We start from the raw sequence: 15,644 nt of genomic DNA, 5'->3' as shown, positions 1-15,644 counted from the left end.
CCCCAGCACCCGCCCCCGGCGAGTTTGAAAATTGCCTGGCCACCTTGCGCGCACCGGCGCGCGCGGTGGGGGTGAGCGATGCGACCTTCACGCTGCACACGCAAGGCCTGCAGCCCGACATGAGCGTGATCGACAAGCTGAACTACCAGCCCGAGTTCCGCACCGCTATCTGGGACTACCTTGCCGGCCTGGTGGACGAGCAACGTGTCGCCGAAGGCAAGGCCATGTTGACGTTGCACGCCGACACGCTCCAGCGTGTGAAGGAACGTTATGGCGTGGACCCGGCCACGGTGGTGGCGGTGTGGGGGGTGGAGAGCAACTTCGGCCAGACCTTCGGCAAGTCGCCGCTGGTGCAATCGCTGGGCACGCTGTCGTGCTTCGGTCGCCGGCAGGGCTACTTCCGCACCGAGCTGTTCGCCACGATGCGCATTCTGCAAGCTGGCCACATCGCGCCGGAACGCTTGATCGGCTCGTGGGCCGGCGCGTTCGGCCACACGCAATTCATGCCCAGCACGTTCGAGCGCCTGGCGGTGGATTTTGATGGCGACGGCAAAGCGAACCTGATGGACAGTGCGACCGACGCACTGGCCTCCACGGCGAACTTCCTCGTCAAGTCGGGCTGGCAGAACGGGCAGCCCTGGGGTTTCGAAGTGAAACTGCCGCGCGGTTTCAACACCAGCAACGAAGGCCGTCGCACCAAGCGGCCGATGAGCGACTGGGCCGAGCGCGATGTCACGCGCGTCGACGGCTCGCCGCTGCCGACCAACGTGGGCGCGGGCGGCCTGATCACGCCCGCGGGGCCGCAAGGGCCGGCCTTCCTGGTGCTGCGCAACTTCGATGCGATCTACAGCTACAACGCGTCCGAGAGTTACGGCCTGGCGATCGCGCATTTGTCGGACCGCCTGCGCGGCGGTGGCCCGTTCGTCACGCCCTGGCCCACCGACGACCCGGGCCTCTCGCGCGCCGAACGCCGCGAGGTGCAGACGCTGCTGCTCGCGCGCGGCCACGACATTGGCGAGGTCGACGGCATGCTCGGCGACAAGAGCCGCACCGCCATCCGCGTCGAGCAGGAACGCCTGGGCCAGGAAGCCAGCGGGCGCGCCGGGCAGAAGCTGCTGAAGTCGCTTCGGGGTCACTAGATGCCTTGATCGGTCGGGTGTCCGGCGAACCCGCCGGCCACGCGCGCCATTTCCATGCTCCCGACGAATGGGTGTGATCCAGCGTGCGGATTGCACCATCAAAGCGCGGCCCCATACGATGCGCCTCTCATCACACGAAGCACGCTTTCCATGGAACATCGCCAACTGGGCCGATCCGGTCTCAAGGTCCCGGTCCTGAGCCTGGGTGCCGCCACCTTTGGTGGCACCAACGCTTTTTTTGAGCACTGGGGCCAGACGCAGGTGGCCGAGGCCACACGCATGGTGGACTTGTGCATGGAGCACGGCATGAACTTCTTCGACACCTCGGATGGCTATTCCGACGGCGCCTCGGAAGAAATCCTGGGCCAGGCCTTGAAGGGGCGGCGCCACAACGCGCTGATCTCGACCAAGACGAACTTTCCCACGGGCAACAAGGGGCCGAACGACAAGGGCTCGTCGCGTTACCACATCACGCGCGCTTGCGAGGCCAGCCTGAAACGGCTCGGCACGGACCACATCGACCTCTACTTTATGCACGCATTCGACGCCCTGACGCCGGTAGATGAAACCTTGCGTGCGCTGGACGACCTGGTGAGCAGCGGCAAGGTGGGCTACATCGGAGCGTCGAATTTTTCGGGCTGGCACCTGATGAAGTCGCTGGCCACGTCGGAGAAAAACGGCCTGGCGCGCTACGTCGTGTACCAGGGCTACTACTCGCTGATCGGTCGCCACTATGAGTGGGAACTGATGCCGCTGGGCTGGGGCCGTCTCACCGGCAAGATCCGGCGCGACCAACCCGTGGCGCAAGGCCGCATCGCCACAGGCGGCGGCCTGGGCGCACCGCCCGTGACCGACGGGTACCTGTACCGCGTGGTCGATGCGCTCGAAGCCGTGGCGCACGACTACGGCAAGACCGTGCCCCAGGTCGCCATCAACTGGCTGCTGCAACGCCCTACCGTGGCCAACGTCGTGATCGGCGCGCGCAACGAAGAGCAGATGAAACAGAACCTGGGCGCGCTCGGCTGGGCGCTCGAGGCCGAGGCCATCGCCCGGCTGGACGACGCCAGCCGCGAGACACCGATCTATCCCTATTGGCACCAGATGCAGATCGAGGAGCGGAACCCGAAGCCGACGAGGTGGTAGCCATGACGCAGAAACTGTTGGACGTGACTCTGACCCGTGTGTGGCGGCAGACCGCGGAGATCCGCTCGTTCGAACTGACCGCCACCGAGGGCGCCTTGCCGGCGTTCGAGGCGGGCGCGCACATCGACATCCACACCGGCGTCGGGGCGCGCCAGTATTCGCTGTGCAACCTGCATGCCGGGAACGGCCCCTATGTGGTGGGTGTGAAGCGGGAGCCGGACGGGCGCGGCGGGTCGCGCTGGATGCACGACACATGCCGCGAGGGCGATCGCTTGCAGATCAGCACGCCGCGCAACAACTTTCGCCTCGCGCCGCAGGCCGCGCACCACTGCCTGATGGCGGGTGGCATCGGGATCACGCCGGTGATGGCGATGGCGAAAGCCCTGTGGCAACGCGGCGCCCGTTTTGAACTGGTCTGCTTCGCGCGCAGCCGCGCCCATGCGGCGTTTTTCGAAGAAATGCAGACGGCGCCCTGGGCCGACCGCGTGCGCTTTCACTTCGACGATTCCACCGAGCACCGCGTGAACCTCGACGCGCTGTGCGCGGCCCAGCCGGCCCACACGCACTTCTATGCGTGCGGCCCGGCGGGCTTCATGGCCGCCGTGCGACAGGCCACAGGCGGGCACCCGCCCGACCATGTGCACGAAGAGAGCTTCTCCGCCACCGCACCCGTGGACAAGCTTGGGCGAAGCACGTTCACGGTGGAACTGGCGCGCAGTGGCAAGACCGTGCGGGTCGAAGAAGGCCAAAGCCTGTTGCAGGCCCTGCGGGGTGCCGGTGTGAACCCCGACACTTCGTGCGAGATGGGCGTGTGCGGCAGTTGCGTGACGCGGTACCTGTCGGGCAGCCCTGAACACGGGGACTCGTTCCTGAACCCGAAAGAGCGTCTCAGTGAACTGGCGCTCTGCTGCGCCGGTTCGCTGAGCGAGCGGCTGGTGCTCGACCTTTAGGCGCCAGCGCGCCAGCGCCGCAACAACAAGGCGTTGCTCACCACGCTCACACTGCTCAAGGCCATGGCCGCGCCTGCCACCACCGGGTTGAGCAAACCCGCTGCCGCCAACGGGATGCCGATCACGTTGTACGCAAAGGCCCAGAACAGGTTCTGGCGGATCTTGCGGTAGGTGCGGCGCGAGATGTCGATCGCGTCGGCCACCAGCGCGGGGTCGCCGCGCATGAGCGTGATGCCGGCTGCGTGCATGGCCACGTCGGTGCCGGTGGACATGGCGATGCCCACGTCGGCCGCCGCCAGGGCCGGCGCGTCGTTGATGCCGTCGCCCACCATGGCGACCGAGTGGCCGCCTTCCTTGAGCCGGTTCACGATCGCCGCCTTGTCCGCCGGCAGCACCTCGGCTTCGATGTGGTCGATGCCGAGCACGTTGCCCACCACCATTGCGCTGCCGCGGTTGTCGCCGGTCACCATCACCGTGCGAATACCCAAGGCCTGCAGGCTCTTCACGGCGGTGATGGCGCTGGCCTTGGGCGCATCGCCAAACGCGAGCATGCCCACCAGCACGGGCGCGTGCGTCACGTCGGCCAGCCAGGACACCGTGCGCCCTTCATCCTGGAGCCGGCGCGACGGCTCGGCCAGCGCGGATGTGTCCACACCCAGCTCCTGCATGTAGCGCGGGCTGCCCAGGCGCAGCGCGCGGCCCTGCACCTCGGCCGACATGCCACGACCGGGCACGGCACTCACCTTGGCGGCCGAGAGCGTGGGCACGTTGGCCTCTTTCGCGGCGTTCATCACGGCGCGCGCCAGCGGGTGTTCGCTGCCGGCCTGGATGGCCGCGCCCCACGACAGCAGGTGCGCTTCATGGCCCACCGCCGGCACGGCCGACACCAGTTGCGGCTTGCCTTCGGTCAGCGTGCCGGTCTTGTCAAAGGCCACCGTGTCGATGCGGTGCGCCACTTCCAGGGCTTCGGCGTCCTTGATCAGAATGCCGTGGCGTGCGGCCACCCCGGTGCCCGCCATGATGGCGGTGGGCGTGGCCAGACCCAAGGCACACGGGCACGCAATCACCAGCACCGCCACCGCGTTGAGGATGGCCTGCTCCCAGTCGCCGGTGGCCACACCCCAGCCCAGCAAGGTGATCGCGGCGATCACCAGCACCACCGGCACGAACACCGCGCTCACGCGGTCCACGACGCGCTGGATCGGGGCCTTCTTCGCCTGGGCCGACTCGACCATGCGCACGATGCGCGAGAGCGTGGACTCGGCGCCCACGGCCGTGGTCTCCACCAGCAACAGGCCTTCGGCATTGACCGCGCCCCCGGTGACCTTGTCGCCCGCGTGTTTGGCCACCGGCAGGCTCTCGCCCGTGATCAGCGATTCGTCCACCTGGCTGGAGCCGATGGTGACCACGCCGTCCACCGGGATGCGCTCACCCGGGCGCACCACCACGGTGTCACCGACCTTCACGCGCGCCATCGGCACGTCCACATCGCCATAGGCCATGCGCACCCGCGCCACCTCGGGCTTGAGGGCGTTGAGCGCCGCGATGGCGGCGGTGGTCTGGCGCTTGGCGCGCGACTCCAGCCACTTGCCCAGCAACACCAGCGTGACGATGACGGCCGAGGCCTCGAAGTACAGGTGCGGCGTACCGTGCTCGGCGTGCTTGAACAGCAGGTACAGACTCAAGCCGTAGCCCGCGCTGGTGCCCAGCGCCACCAGCAGGTCCATGTTGCCGGCGCCGGCGCGCACGGCCTTCCAGCCCGCCTTGTAGAAGCGCGCGCCGAGCCAGAACTGCACCGGCGTGGCCAGCGCGAGCTGCAGCCAGCCATTGATCATCCAGTCGGCGCCGAACAGCATGCCGATCATGGGCAGCACCAGCGGCAAGGAGAGCGCGGCGGCCAGCGCCACCGGCCACCAGGGCTCGCCCTTGCTGGTGGCGGGCTGTGTCGCGGCGCCACCGTCCTCGAACGGCGTGGCACGGTAACCGGCCTTGTCCACCGCGGCCACCAGGTCGGCCGGCGCGGCGCCCACCGCGCGCACCGTGGCGCGCTCGGTGGCGAGGTTGACGCTGACGTCGTTGACGCCAGCGACGGCTTTCAAGGTTTTCTCGACGCGGGTCACGCACGACGCGCAGGTCATGCCTTCAATGAGGAACTCGTGCTCGGTGAGCGGGAGGGTGGCGGTGTTCATGAGGGGTCTCCGATGGATTGAGACCCCGGATGTTTGGCCTTGACACGGTGGTCAGGTCAACCACACCCACACCGCTTGACCTTGCCCCCGTGGCAATGCCCAGAGTGCGGACTCCCTCAACTTTTTTCGGAGTCATCCATGCACGAATTCCACATCCCCGCCATGACCTGCGGCCATTGCGCCTCCAAGGTCAACACCGCCCTCAAACGGTTCGACGCGGCCTGCGACATCCAGGTCGATCTGTCGCAGCGCAAGGTCAGCGTGCGCAGCGGCGAAGACCGCGCCGCACTGGTCGAAGTTCTCAGCGAAGCCGGCTACCCACCGGCCTGACCCACCATTCGTCAAGACCTCGCCTCGGGGGTCTTGACCTTCCCATGGTGGCAAGGTGCATCCTTCACCCCATTCAGAACCCTGCCCTCACGGAGCGCACCATGACCCCCCTCATGAACATTGGCGAAGCGGCCACCGCCGCCGGCGTATCGGCCAAGATGATCCGCCACTACGAACAGATCGGCCTGCTGCCCGCGGCCGAGCGCAGCGAATCGGGCTACCGCCTGTATGGCGAGCGCGAGGTGTCGGTGCTGCGCTTCATCCGCCAGTCGCGCCGGCTGGGTTTTTCGGTGGCGCAGATCGCCGAACTGATCGGCCTGTGGAGCGACTCGCAGCGCAGCAGCCGCGAAGTCAAGGCCGTGGCGCAACGCCACCTCGCCGATCTTGAGGAGAAACGCCGCGAGATCGAGCAGATGATGGAAGGCCTGTCGGTGCTGGTGCAGGCCTGCCACGGCAACGACCAACCCCATTGCGCCATCCTGGACAAACTCTCGCTGCACAGCCCGGCCCAGCACCAGCCGGACCACAAGCCGCAGCTCCGGAAAGGACGTGTCTCGCGCGACGAAGCCGCGGCCGGCAGTTCCAGCTCCATCGACCTCATGGCCTGGATGCGCGGTGTTCACGTGCACCACGCCGACAAGCGCCCCAATTGACAGCAGAGAGGACAAGACATGGACACACACGCACACCATCACCATCACCACCACCCTGCGGGCCACGCGGCCACTCCATCGCCTGCGCCGCCGGGCAAACCCGGCACGGTCTACACCTGCCCCATGCACCCGGAGATCCGGCAGGACCACCCGGGCAACTGCCCCAAATGTGGCATGTCGCTGGAGCCGGTCATGCCCGAACTGGACGCGGAAGAGAATCCGGAACTGGTGGATTTCCAGCGCCGGTTCTGGTGGACCTTGCCCCTCACGGTGGTGGTCACCGTGCTGGCGATGTTCGGCCACGACCTCGGCTGGTTCGACATGGCCACGCAGAGCTGGATCGAACTGGTGCTGACCGTGCCCATCGTGCTGTGGGCCGGCTGGCCGTTCTTCGTGCGCGGCGCGCAGTCGATCGCCAACCACAGTCCCAACATGTGGACGCTGATCGGCCTGGGCACGGGCGCAGCGTTCGTGTACAGCCTGGTGGCCACGGTGGCGCCACAGGTGTTCCCCGACGCCTTTGTCTCCATGGGGCGGGTGGCGGTGTACTTTGAAGCGGCCGCTGTGATCATCTCGCTGACGCTGCTCGGTCAACTGCTGGAGCTCAAGGCGCGCTCACAAACCTCGGCGGCGATCCGCTCGCTGCTGGGTCTGGCGCCCAAGACCGCGCGGCGCATCTCGGCCGATGGCCAGGAAGAAGACGTGCCACTGAACCACGTGCATGTGGGCGACCTGCTGCGCGTGCGCCCCGGCGAGAAGGTGCCCACCGACGGCACCGTCGTCGAAGGCAGCAGCGCGCTCGACGAATCCATGCTCACGGGCGAACCACTGCCGGTGACCAAGCGCGTCGGCGACAAGCTGATCGGCGCCACGCTCAACACCAGCGGCGCGCTGGTGATGCGCTCCGAGCACGTGGGCTCGGACACCGTGCTCTCGCAGATCGTGCAGATGGTCGCCATGGCACAGCGTTCGCGCGCCCCCATGCAACGCATGGCCGACCAGGTGGCGGGCTACTTCGTCGTGGGTGTGGTGGTGGCGGCGCTGCTCACGTTCTTCGGCTGGGGCCTGTTCGGGCCCGAGCCGAGCTGGGTCTATGCCCTCATCAATGCGGTGGCCGTGCTGATCATCGCGTGCCCCTGCGCCCTGGGCCTGGCCACGCCCATGTCCATCATGGTGGCGACCGGGCGCGGCGCCACCCATGGCGTCCTGTTCCGCGACGCTGCCGCCATCGAGAACCTGCGCAAGGTCGACACACTGATCGTCGACAAGACCGGCACGCTGACCGAAGGCCGTCCGAGCTTCGAACGCGCCGTGGGCCACGGGAATTTCCCCGAAGACGAGGTCTTGCGCCTCGCCGCCAGCCTGGACCAGGGCAGCGAACACCCGCTGGCCGCCGCCATCGTGGCCGCGGCGAAGCAACAAGGGCTTGCGCTGGACAAGCCCGAGCAGTTCGACTCCGAGTCCGGCATCGGGGTGAAGGGCGTGGTGGGCGGCAAGTCCCTCGCCCTGGGCAACACGGCGCTGATGCAGCAGCAGGGCGTGGAAGTCAAGCCGCTGGCCACCGAGGCCGAAGCGCTGCGCGCACAGGGCGCCAGCGTCATGTTTCTCGCGGTGAACAAGACCCTCGCCGGTCTGCTGGCGGTGTCCGACCCGGTCAAGGCCACCACGGCCGATGCGCTGGCGTCGCTGCGCCAGGCGAACATCCGCGTGGTCATGGCCACGGGCGACGGCCTGACCACCGCGCGCGCCGTCGGCCAGCGCCTGGGTATTGACGAGATCCACGGCGAAGTGAAACCCGCCGACAAACTCGCGCTCGTGGAGAAACTCCAGACAGAGGGCCGCGTCGTGGCGATGGCGGGCGATGGCATCAACGACGCACCGGCACTGGCCCGCGCCAACGTGGGCATCGCCATGGGCACGGGCACCGACGTCGCCATGAACAGCGCCCAGCTCACCCTCGTCAAAGGCGACCTGCGTGGCATTGCCACGGCCCGCGCGCTCTCGGTGGCCACGGTGGCCAACATGAAGCAGAACCTGGGTTTCGCTTTCCTCTACAACGCCCTGGGCATTCCACTGGCCGCGGGCTTGCTGTACCCGTTCACCGGCTGGCTGTTGTCACCCATGATCGCCGCGCTGGCCATGAGCCTGAGTTCGGCGTCGGTGATCGGCAACGCGCTGCGGCTGCGCGGTGCGGCGATCCGGGAGCAGCACGTCACAGGTCGCTCAACACCTGCTCCTTGAACCAGATGTGGTCCAGGTGGTTGTGCGTGCGCTCGTGCCAGTAGAGGTAGACCTCGTACGGCGGCACATCGAACGGCACGTCGATCCGCGCGAGTGAAAACCGCTCGCAGAACCGGCTGGCCAACGACTCCGGCATCAGCGCCACCATGCTGGTCGACTCGATCAGGTAAGGGGCCGACAGGTAACCGGGGGTCGTGAGCCGCGTGTTGCGCGCCAGTCCCAGGCGGGCCAAGGCTTCGTCGACATCGTCACCAAAGACGCGCACGGTGGGCTTGATCACGATGTGATCGAGCGCGGCGAACTCCTGCGGGCTGAGCGTGTGCCCCAGTGCGGCATGGTCCCGGGCGGCCAGGCAGGCAATGCGGTCGCGAAAGATCAGCCGGTGGCGCAGGTCCTCCAGGGTGGGTGGCAACATGCCCACGCAGAAATCCGCCTCGCCGCTCTCCAGCACCTGGTTGAGGTGGCGGGGATCGACAGGGTGGCAGGCCGTCACCGAAATGCCGGGAAACTGCTGCGATAGCCGCGTGACCAGCGGGTCCAGAAACACGCACTCGAGGTAGTCCGTGGCCACCACCCGGAAGTTGCGCCGAGCCACCGCCGGATCGAATGCGATGGCCTGCCCGAGCAACTGGTCCATCTCGTACAGGATGCGCTGCGCGAAATCGCGCAGCTGCATGGCTTTGGCGGTCGGCACAAGCCCAACCTGGGCCTTCACCAGAATCGGATCGCCCGTCAGCTGTCGCAGTTGGCTCATGGCGCGGCTCATGGCCGGCTGGCTCATGTTTAGCGCGTCGGCGGCGCGCGTCACCTGGGAGTGTTCCACCAGTGCAACCAGGCACCTCAGCAGAAAGAAGTTCAGGGACAGATCATCTCTTTGGCGCATGATTTTTATACGCAGTCCGCATGGACTGGGAGTTTCCACTTCGGGATACTAGTTCAACTCAAGCGAATCGAGCACGGGCGCACCAAGACGCCGAGAACACAAGCCAGGCAGACAAGCCGGACCTTCATGGACCGGCACCCACGAGGAGCAGTCAGTTTGAATACAGCAGCCTTGCGCGACGTCAGCGTCCCGCGTCCCGATGGTGTCAGCGCCCTGGTCCCCAGGCGATCGGCACCGATCATTCAAGTGAGCCGCGTGGGCAAGCGGTACGCCAACGGAACGGTGGCCCTGGCCAAGGCCGACCTCGACATCTGCAGCGGCGACTTCGTCACGCTGATCGGCCCATCGGGCTGCGGCAAGAGCACACTGCTGCGCATCCTCTCCGGGCTCGGTGGCGTTACCGAAGGCCAGGTCAAGTGGTGGGGCGAGGCCACGCCGGTGCTGGAGCGGGCCGACCAGAAGCTGGCCTTCGTGTTCCAGGACCCGACGCTCATGCCCTGGGCGCGCGTGGCCGAAAACGTGGCCTTGCCCCTGGAGCTCAAAGGCACGCTGGACCGCCAGGCCATCAAGGCCAAGGTGGACGAGGTGCTGGAGCTGGTGGGCCTGGGCGCGTTTCACCAGTCCTACCCCCGCGAGCTGTCGGGCGGCATGCAGATGCGGGTGTCGATCGCCCGCGCGCTCATCACCGAGCCCGACCTGATGCTGATGGACGAGCCCTTCGGCGCGCTCGACGAAATGACGCGCAACAAGCTGAACGACGACGTGCTGCGCATCCAGCACGAACGCAAGCTCACGGTGGTGTTCGTCACGCACAGCCTGCACGAGGCGGTCTACCTGTCGTCGCGGGTCGTCGTCATGGCCGCCAGGCCCGGGCGCGTGATCGCTGAGGTGGACATCGACGCGCCCTTCCCTCGGGGCCCGGCCTTCCGCCTCTCGTCCGACTACCTGCAATACATGACCCGCTTGACGACCGCGCTGGACGCCGCCAGCCGGGGCGAGGAGATCGCACCATGAAAGTCACCGACCTGTCCCGCAGCGTGTCCCGGCAAGTGGACTGGAGCAACAGCAAGATCCCGGTGCTGGCGATCGGCGTGGGCCTGATCGCGGCCTGGCAACTGCTGGTGGTGGCGCTGTCGCTGCCGGTCTATGTCGTGCCGGGTCCGCTCGATGTGCTGAAGGCGCTGTATGCGGACGCCGGGCTGCTCTTCACCGGTTTGCTGTTCACCCTCAAGGTGACGGTGCTGGCTTTTTCGGTGGCGGTCATCGCGGGCGTGTCGATCTCGTTCCTGTTGTCGCAAAGCCGGCTGGTGGAGCAAAGCGTCATGCCCTACATGGTGATCCTGCAGGTCACGCCCATCGTGGCGATCGCGCCCCTCATCATCATCTGGGTCAGCAACACCTTCGTCGCCCTGGTCACCATCGCGAGCATCACGGCCCTGTTCCCGATCGTGGCCAACATGACGCTGGGCCTGCGCTCCGTGGCGCCCAACCTGCAAAGCCTGTTCCGGATCTACCGCGCGTCCAGCTGGCAGACGCTGACGCGGCTCAAGCTCAAGGCCGCGCTGCCCTACTTCTTTGCGGGTGCGCGCATCAGCAGCGGGCTGGCCCTGATCGGCGCCGTGGTAGCCGAGTTCGTGGCCGGCACCGGTGGCACGCAATCGGGATTGGCTTACATCATTCTCGAATCCGGCGTGCAGCTGAAGGTGCCGCGCATGTTCGCCGCCCTCTTCCTCATCTCGCTCACCGGCATCACGCTCTTCGCGTTCATGGTCTTCGTGTCGAACCGGGTGCTCGGCGCCTGGCACGAGAGCACGGTGAAGACCGAGCACTAGGTCTCTGCATCCCTTCCTTGCCCCCACACACCAGGAGTTCAGTATGACGATCCGATCCCTTTTGATGGCGGCCCGCGGCGCCACCGCGGTCTTCCTGACGGTGGCCGCCACCGCCAGCGCGGTCCATGCCCAGGCCCTGCGCGACGTCAACGTGGCCTTGAGCTTCTACGCGTCGGCGGAACATGGCGGCTACTATGCCGCCATGGCCGAAGGCATCTACGAGAAGCATGGCCTGAACGTCAAGGTGACGCAGGTCGGCCCGCAGGGCAACAACATGCAGCAGATGGTCTCGGGCAAGGTGGACTTCGTGAACGGGTGGAACATGCGCGCGCTCAACGCCGTGCGCGAAGACATTCCGCTGGTCTCGGTGGCCGCCATCTTCCAGCGCGACCCGCAATGCCTGGTGCACCACCAGGGCACGTACCCCAAGCTGGAGAACATGAAGGGCGCTCCCATGCGCGTGGCGCAACTCGCGCGCGGCAGCTGGTGGCCCTGGCTGAAAGCCCGCCATGGGTTTGACGACAGCCAGCTGCGCCCTTTTGACGCGAGCTACGCGGCGCTGTTGCAAGACCCGAAGATGGTGCAGCAGGGTTTCATCACCAACGACGGCTTCCAGTTCAAGCGCCAGAACCTCGCCATGGAATGCATGCTGCTGGCCGACTACGGCTGGTCCAGCTACAACTACACCATCGACACCACGCAGAAGCTGATCAAGGAGAACCCGAAGCTGGTGGCGGATTTCATCAAGGCCACGGTGGAAGGCTGGCGCGCCTTCATGCGCGACCCGGCGCCGGCATCGCGCCTCATCAAGGCCAACAACCCCACGATGGCCGACGAGCAGATCGCCTATGCCATGGCCCAGATGAAGCAACACGGCCTGCTCGAATCCGGCGATGCGGCCAACGGCCGGATCGGCAACATGAGCGATGCCCGCTGGACCGCCTTCTACCAGGAGATGGTCGCGGCCAAGGCGCTGCCGCCTGGCATGGATGTGCGCAAGGCCTATGACATGCAGTTCGTCAAGCAGCTGTACCCCTCCAACTGAAACCGAGACAAAGAGTTCACCATGCTGATCACCCAACAAAAGATGTTTCGCCATTTCTGGTACCCGGTCATGCCCACGCACTTGCTGGATGCCGGCAGCCCACAACCCTTCCGGCTGCTGGGCGAAGACATCGTGCTCTGGAAGGTGGGCGAAGGACGCTACGCCTCGATGGAAGACCGCTGCTGCCACCGCACCGCGAAGCTCTCGATGGGCTGGGTGGAAAACGACCGCATCGTGTGCGGCTACCACGGCTGGGCCTACGACTGCACGGGGCAGTGTGTGTCCATGCCGCAAAACCCCGAAGCCACCAAGATTCCGTACAAGGTGAACAGCCATCTCGTGGACGTGCGCTACGGCTACGTGTGGGTGTGCCTGGAGCCCGATCCGATCAACACCATACCGGTGCTGGAAGAAGACGGCGCGCCGGGCTTCCGCCTGATCCATGAGTTCTACGAGCCCTGCCGCTCGACCGGCCTGCGCCTGATGGAGAACTTCTTCGACTTCTCGCACACCAGCTTCGTGCACAAGGGCACCTTCGGCAACATGGTGGACGCCACGCCGCGCAAGACCGAGATCGAAGAAACCGAACATGGCATCGTGCTGCGCGGCGACGTGCCGGTGCTCAACGCCGACGAACACATCCAGCGCGTCGTGCGCGACCAGGGGATGGAGTCGGTGCGGCACATGGTGAGCAACTGGTACATGCCCTTCATGCGCAAGTCGCAGATCAACTACCCCAACGGCCTGATCCATTCGCTGGTGACCTCGGCCACGCCGATCGACGACGAGCGCTCCATGCTGTGCCAGTGGATCTACCGCAACGACACGGAAGAAGACGTCAGCGCCGCCGACTGCATCGAGATGGACCGCCGCATCACCAACGAGGACATTCTGATTCTCGAAGGGCTCGACCACGACGTGCCTTTGGCTCCTGCGAACGCCGAGGAAGCCCACATGTACACCGACCGACCGGGCCTGGCCATGCGCCGGCGGCTGCTGAAGATGATGGAGGCGCGCGGCGAGAAGGAGGTGCGGACACCCCGCAACCTCGCGCGCTTCGGCATCCGTGTTGAAACCGTGTCCGCGTGAAGGACGCCGCCATGGCCAACACCTTTGCTTCCACGGTGCCTTCCCGCTTCTGGGCCGACCTGACCAGCGAGGCCTTCTCGCGCCTGGACCGCCCGAGCGTGATCGCCGTGCTGCCCGTGGGCGCGATCGAGCAACACGGCCCGCACCTGCCGATGTCGGTGGACACGGCCACCGTCAACGCGATGGTGGCGGCCACGCTGCCGCACCTGGGCGCTGACCTGCCGGTGCTGTTCCTGCCCACGCAGCCCATCGGCAAGAGCAACGAGCATTCGCGCTACCCCGGGACCTTGACGCTGTCGGCGCAGACGCTGATCACCCTGTGGAGCGAGATCGGCGCGTGTGTCGCATCGGCCGGCGTGCGCAAGCTGGTGCTGTTCAACAGCCACGGTGGGCAGGAGTCGATCATGGACATCGTGGCGCGCGATCTGCGCGAACGCTTCGACATGCTGGTGGTGTGCGTGAACTGGTACCAGCTCGGCCTGCCCGATGGGCTGATTGGCGACGACGAGATGCGCCACGGCATCCACGCCGGTGAACTGGAGAGCTCGATCCTGCTCGAGATCCACCCGGACCTCGTGCACATGGACCGGGCCAAAAACTTCGACAGCACCGACCGCGCGCTCAGCGAAGGGTCGCGTTACCTGTCCTACGTGGAGGGCAAGGCCCGCGTGGCCTGGCAGACGCAGGACCTGAACCCGCAAGGCGCCTGCGGCAATGCCACGCTGGCCACCGCTGAAAAGGGTCGCGCCACGCTCGACCACGTGGGTGGACAGTTCGCCCAGGTGCTGGAGGACATCCACCGCGTGCCACTCGCGTCGCTGGACAGCGCGGCGGCGTGGTAGCCGGCGCGGCTTTCCCCGCGGGCGACTGCTGGCTGGCCCGCGCACGCGTGCCCGATCGGTTGCTCGACGCATCCACGCGCGACGCGCTCGCGCCGGCCGCACCGGGGTTGCGCGCGGTCAGCCTGCGCGTGCAAGGGGGTCGCATCACGGCACTGGCCTCCGCCGTGGGCCCCGACGGTCTGCCGGTGGTGGATCTCGCCGACGGCATCGTGACGTCGTGCTGGGTGGACCTGCACACGCACCTGGACAAGAGCCACACGGCCACCCGCATCGGCCGCAGCCACCACACGCTGCGCGACGCGGTGGCGGCCTCCGGTGAAGACCGCGATCGGTGGACCGCGGACGACATCCGCCGGCGCATGGACTTCGCCTTGCGCACGGCGCATGCGCAGGGCACGCGGGCCATCCGCACCCACATCGATTGGGTGGGTGCTTCCACACCACTGGCCTGGAGCGTGGCCCAGTCACTGCGCGGGGAATGGTCGCCGCGCATCGAACTGCAACCGACGAGCCTGTCGCCCTTGCCGCTGTTCGCCGATGCCGACGCAAGCGCGGCGGTGGCGGCCGCGGTGGCCGAACAAGGCGGTGTGCTCGGTGCTTCAGTGCACCCGGTGCCGGGTCAACGCAGCTTGCTGGAACGGGTGTTCGAGCTGGCGGTGGCGCACGACCTGGACCTCGACTTCCACGCGGACGAGCACCTGCAGAACGACATCGAAGGCCTGCGCACCATCGCCCGGCTGACCGCGCGGCATGGTTGGGAAGGCCGTGTGGCTTGCGGGCATGCGTGTGCGCTGTCGGTCGTGCCGGTCGACGCCTGCGCATCCGTGCTGCGCGCGTTAGCCGATGCCGGCATCGTGCTCATGGGCTTGCCCCTGGCCAACCTGCAACTGCAGGACGGCGGCCCGGGCCGCACGCCGCGCCTGCGCGGCATCGCACCGCTGCTGGAAGCACGCGACCTCGGCGTGCAGGTCGGCCTGGCGTCCGACAACGTACAGGACGCCTTCGTGCCCATGGCCGATTTCGACCTGCTGCAGGTGTTGGCCATTGCCTCACTGACGGCCCACCTGGACGACCCGCTCGCGCGCTGGATCGACAGCATCACCACCACGCCCGCCACGGCGATGGGACTGGCCTGGGATGGCCGCCTGCGCGTGGGCGCGCCCGCCGATCTGGTGCTGCTGGCGGGACGCAACAGCTTTGAAGCCTGCGGCCGGCCACAACGCCGGGTGCTGCGCGGTGGCCGCCCGATCGACACCGCCCTGCCCGACTTCCGCGAACTCGACGACACCACCACCACCGCAGGCTGAC

At 67.0% G+C, this 15,644-nt stretch carries 14 protein-coding genes; 12 read left to right on the top strand and 2 right to left on the bottom strand.

Translation table 11 applies throughout. The features are described from left to right. The 3 genes from FFS09_RS21510 to FFS09_RS21500 all read left to right on the top strand — a co-directional run. Positions 1-1,139 (top strand): lytic murein transglycosylase (locus tag FFS09_RS21510; RefSeq protein WP_137920954.1); only part of this gene is annotated, 1,139 nt, incomplete at its 5' end. A gap of 150 nt (positions 1,140-1,289) precedes the next feature. Further along, positions 1,290-2,282 (top strand): aldo/keto reductase, encoded by a 993-nt coding sequence (locus FFS09_RS21505; protein WP_137920953.1) that lies wholly within the window; start codon positions 1,290-1,292, stop codon positions 2,280-2,282. 2 nt (positions 2,283-2,284) lie between these two features. Continuing rightward, the gene (locus FFS09_RS21500) at positions 2,285-3,232 is read left to right on the top strand and encodes a PDR/VanB family oxidoreductase (protein ID WP_252374465.1); all 948 of its coding nucleotides are present in this window, start codon (positions 2,285-2,287) and stop codon (positions 3,230-3,232) included. On the opposite strand, the gene FFS09_RS21495 is transcribed toward FFS09_RS21500, so the two are convergent. After that, complete coding sequence (locus FFS09_RS21495; RefSeq protein WP_137920952.1) at positions 3,229-5,421, bottom strand: heavy metal translocating P-type ATPase; 2,193 nt, start codon at positions 5,419-5,421, stop codon at positions 3,229-3,231. The two genes, FFS09_RS21500 and FFS09_RS21495, sit on opposite strands and share 4 nt — an antisense overlap. Positions 5,422-5,559: 138 nt before the next feature. Between FFS09_RS21495 and FFS09_RS21490 the strand changes: the two genes are divergently transcribed. The 3 genes from FFS09_RS21490 (at position 5,560) to FFS09_RS21480 (ending at position 8,645) form a co-directional block, all read left to right on the top strand. Further along, positions 5,560-5,751, top strand: coding sequence for a heavy-metal-associated domain-containing protein (locus FFS09_RS21490; RefSeq protein ID WP_137920951.1), 192 nt, complete (start codon positions 5,560-5,562; stop codon positions 5,749-5,751). 101 nt (positions 5,752-5,852) lie between these two features. Continuing rightward, entirely contained in the window at positions 5,853-6,404 is a 552-nt protein-coding gene (gene cueR / locus FFS09_RS21485; RefSeq protein WP_354595886.1) for a Cu(I)-responsive transcriptional regulator, read from the top strand. A gap of 18 nt (positions 6,405-6,422) precedes the next feature. Beyond that, on the top strand, positions 6,423-8,645 hold the full coding sequence (locus tag FFS09_RS21480) for a copper-transporting P-type ATPase (protein WP_137920950.1): 2,223 nt from the start codon (positions 6,423-6,425) through the stop codon (positions 8,643-8,645). On the opposite strand, the gene FFS09_RS21475 is transcribed toward FFS09_RS21480, so the two are convergent. After that, a complete protein-coding gene (locus tag FFS09_RS21475) occupies positions 8,617-9,528 on the bottom strand; it encodes a LysR family transcriptional regulator (RefSeq protein WP_137920949.1) in 912 nt (303 codons plus the stop codon). The genes FFS09_RS21480 and FFS09_RS21475 overlap by 29 nt on opposite strands. 156 nt (positions 9,529-9,684) lie before the next feature. Between FFS09_RS21475 and FFS09_RS21470 the strand changes: the two genes are divergently transcribed. From FFS09_RS21470 to FFS09_RS21445, 6 genes are read left to right on the top strand one after another with little or no spacing between them, the layout of a single operon-like run. Then, entirely contained in the window at positions 9,685-10,542 is an 858-nt protein-coding gene (locus tag FFS09_RS21470; protein ID WP_252374464.1) for an ABC transporter ATP-binding protein, read from the top strand. After that, on the top strand, positions 10,539-11,360 hold the full coding sequence (locus tag FFS09_RS21465) for an ABC transporter permease (RefSeq protein ID WP_137920947.1): 822 nt from the start codon (positions 10,539-10,541) through the stop codon (positions 11,358-11,360). The genes FFS09_RS21470 and FFS09_RS21465 overlap by 4 nt, the downstream gene beginning before the upstream one ends. Before the next feature lie 43 nt (positions 11,361-11,403). Continuing rightward, positions 11,404-12,405, top strand: coding sequence for an ABC transporter substrate-binding protein (locus tag FFS09_RS21460; protein WP_137920946.1), 1,002 nt, complete (start codon positions 11,404-11,406; stop codon positions 12,403-12,405). A gap of 21 nt (positions 12,406-12,426) precedes the next feature. Further along, positions 12,427-13,494, top strand: a complete 1,068-nt coding sequence (locus FFS09_RS21455) for an aromatic ring-hydroxylating dioxygenase subunit alpha (protein ID WP_137920945.1) — start codon at positions 12,427-12,429, stop codon at positions 13,492-13,494. Positions 13,495-13,505: 11 nt separating this feature from the next. After that, a complete protein-coding gene (locus FFS09_RS21450) occupies positions 13,506-14,336 on the top strand; it encodes a creatininase family protein (protein ID WP_137920944.1) in 831 nt (276 codons plus the stop codon). Further along, entirely contained in the window at positions 14,330-15,643 is a 1,314-nt protein-coding gene (locus tag FFS09_RS21445) for an amidohydrolase family protein (RefSeq protein WP_137920943.1), read from the top strand. The genes FFS09_RS21450 and FFS09_RS21445 overlap by 7 nt, the downstream gene beginning before the upstream one ends. Position 15,644: the final 1 nt, after the last annotated feature.

It is taken from the genome of Hydrogenophaga sp. 2FB (genome assembly GCF_005503365.1).
Taxonomy (GTDB): Bacteria; Pseudomonadota; Gammaproteobacteria; order Burkholderiales; family Burkholderiaceae_C; genus Hydrogenophaga.
The sequence above is the reverse complement of the archived record's forward strand: the minus strand, read 5'-3'. Positions and strand labels throughout refer to the sequence as shown.

Excerpts from the sequence above, each read along its gene's own strand:
- FFS09_RS21505 (WP_137920953.1), top strand. The coding sequence starts at position 1,290 with ATGGAACATCGCCAACTGGGCCGATCCGGTCTCAAGGTCCCGGTCCTG.
- FFS09_RS21500 (WP_252374465.1), top strand. The coding sequence starts at position 2,285 with ATGACGCAGAAACTGTTGGACGTGACTCTGACCCGTGTGTGGCGGCAG.
- FFS09_RS21495 (WP_137920952.1), bottom strand. The coding sequence starts at position 5,421 with ATGAACACCGCCACCCTCCCGCTCACCGAGCACGAGTTCCTCATTGAA.
- FFS09_RS21490 (WP_137920951.1), top strand. The coding sequence starts at position 5,560 with ATGCACGAATTCCACATCCCCGCCATGACCTGCGGCCATTGCGCCTCC.
- cueR (WP_354595886.1), top strand. The coding sequence starts at position 5,853 with ATGACCCCCCTCATGAACATTGGCGAAGCGGCCACCGCCGCCGGCGTA.
- FFS09_RS21480 (WP_137920950.1), top strand. The coding sequence starts at position 6,423 with ATGGACACACACGCACACCATCACCATCACCACCACCCTGCGGGCCAC.
- FFS09_RS21475 (WP_137920949.1), bottom strand. The coding sequence starts at position 9,528 with ATGCGCCAAAGAGATGATCTGTCCCTGAACTTCTTTCTGCTGAGGTGC.
- FFS09_RS21465 (WP_137920947.1), top strand. The coding sequence starts at position 10,539 with ATGAAAGTCACCGACCTGTCCCGCAGCGTGTCCCGGCAAGTGGACTGG.
- FFS09_RS21460 (WP_137920946.1), top strand. The coding sequence starts at position 11,404 with ATGACGATCCGATCCCTTTTGATGGCGGCCCGCGGCGCCACCGCGGTC.
- FFS09_RS21455 (WP_137920945.1), top strand. The coding sequence starts at position 12,427 with ATGCTGATCACCCAACAAAAGATGTTTCGCCATTTCTGGTACCCGGTC.
- FFS09_RS21450 (WP_137920944.1), top strand. The coding sequence starts at position 13,506 with ATGGCCAACACCTTTGCTTCCACGGTGCCTTCCCGCTTCTGGGCCGAC.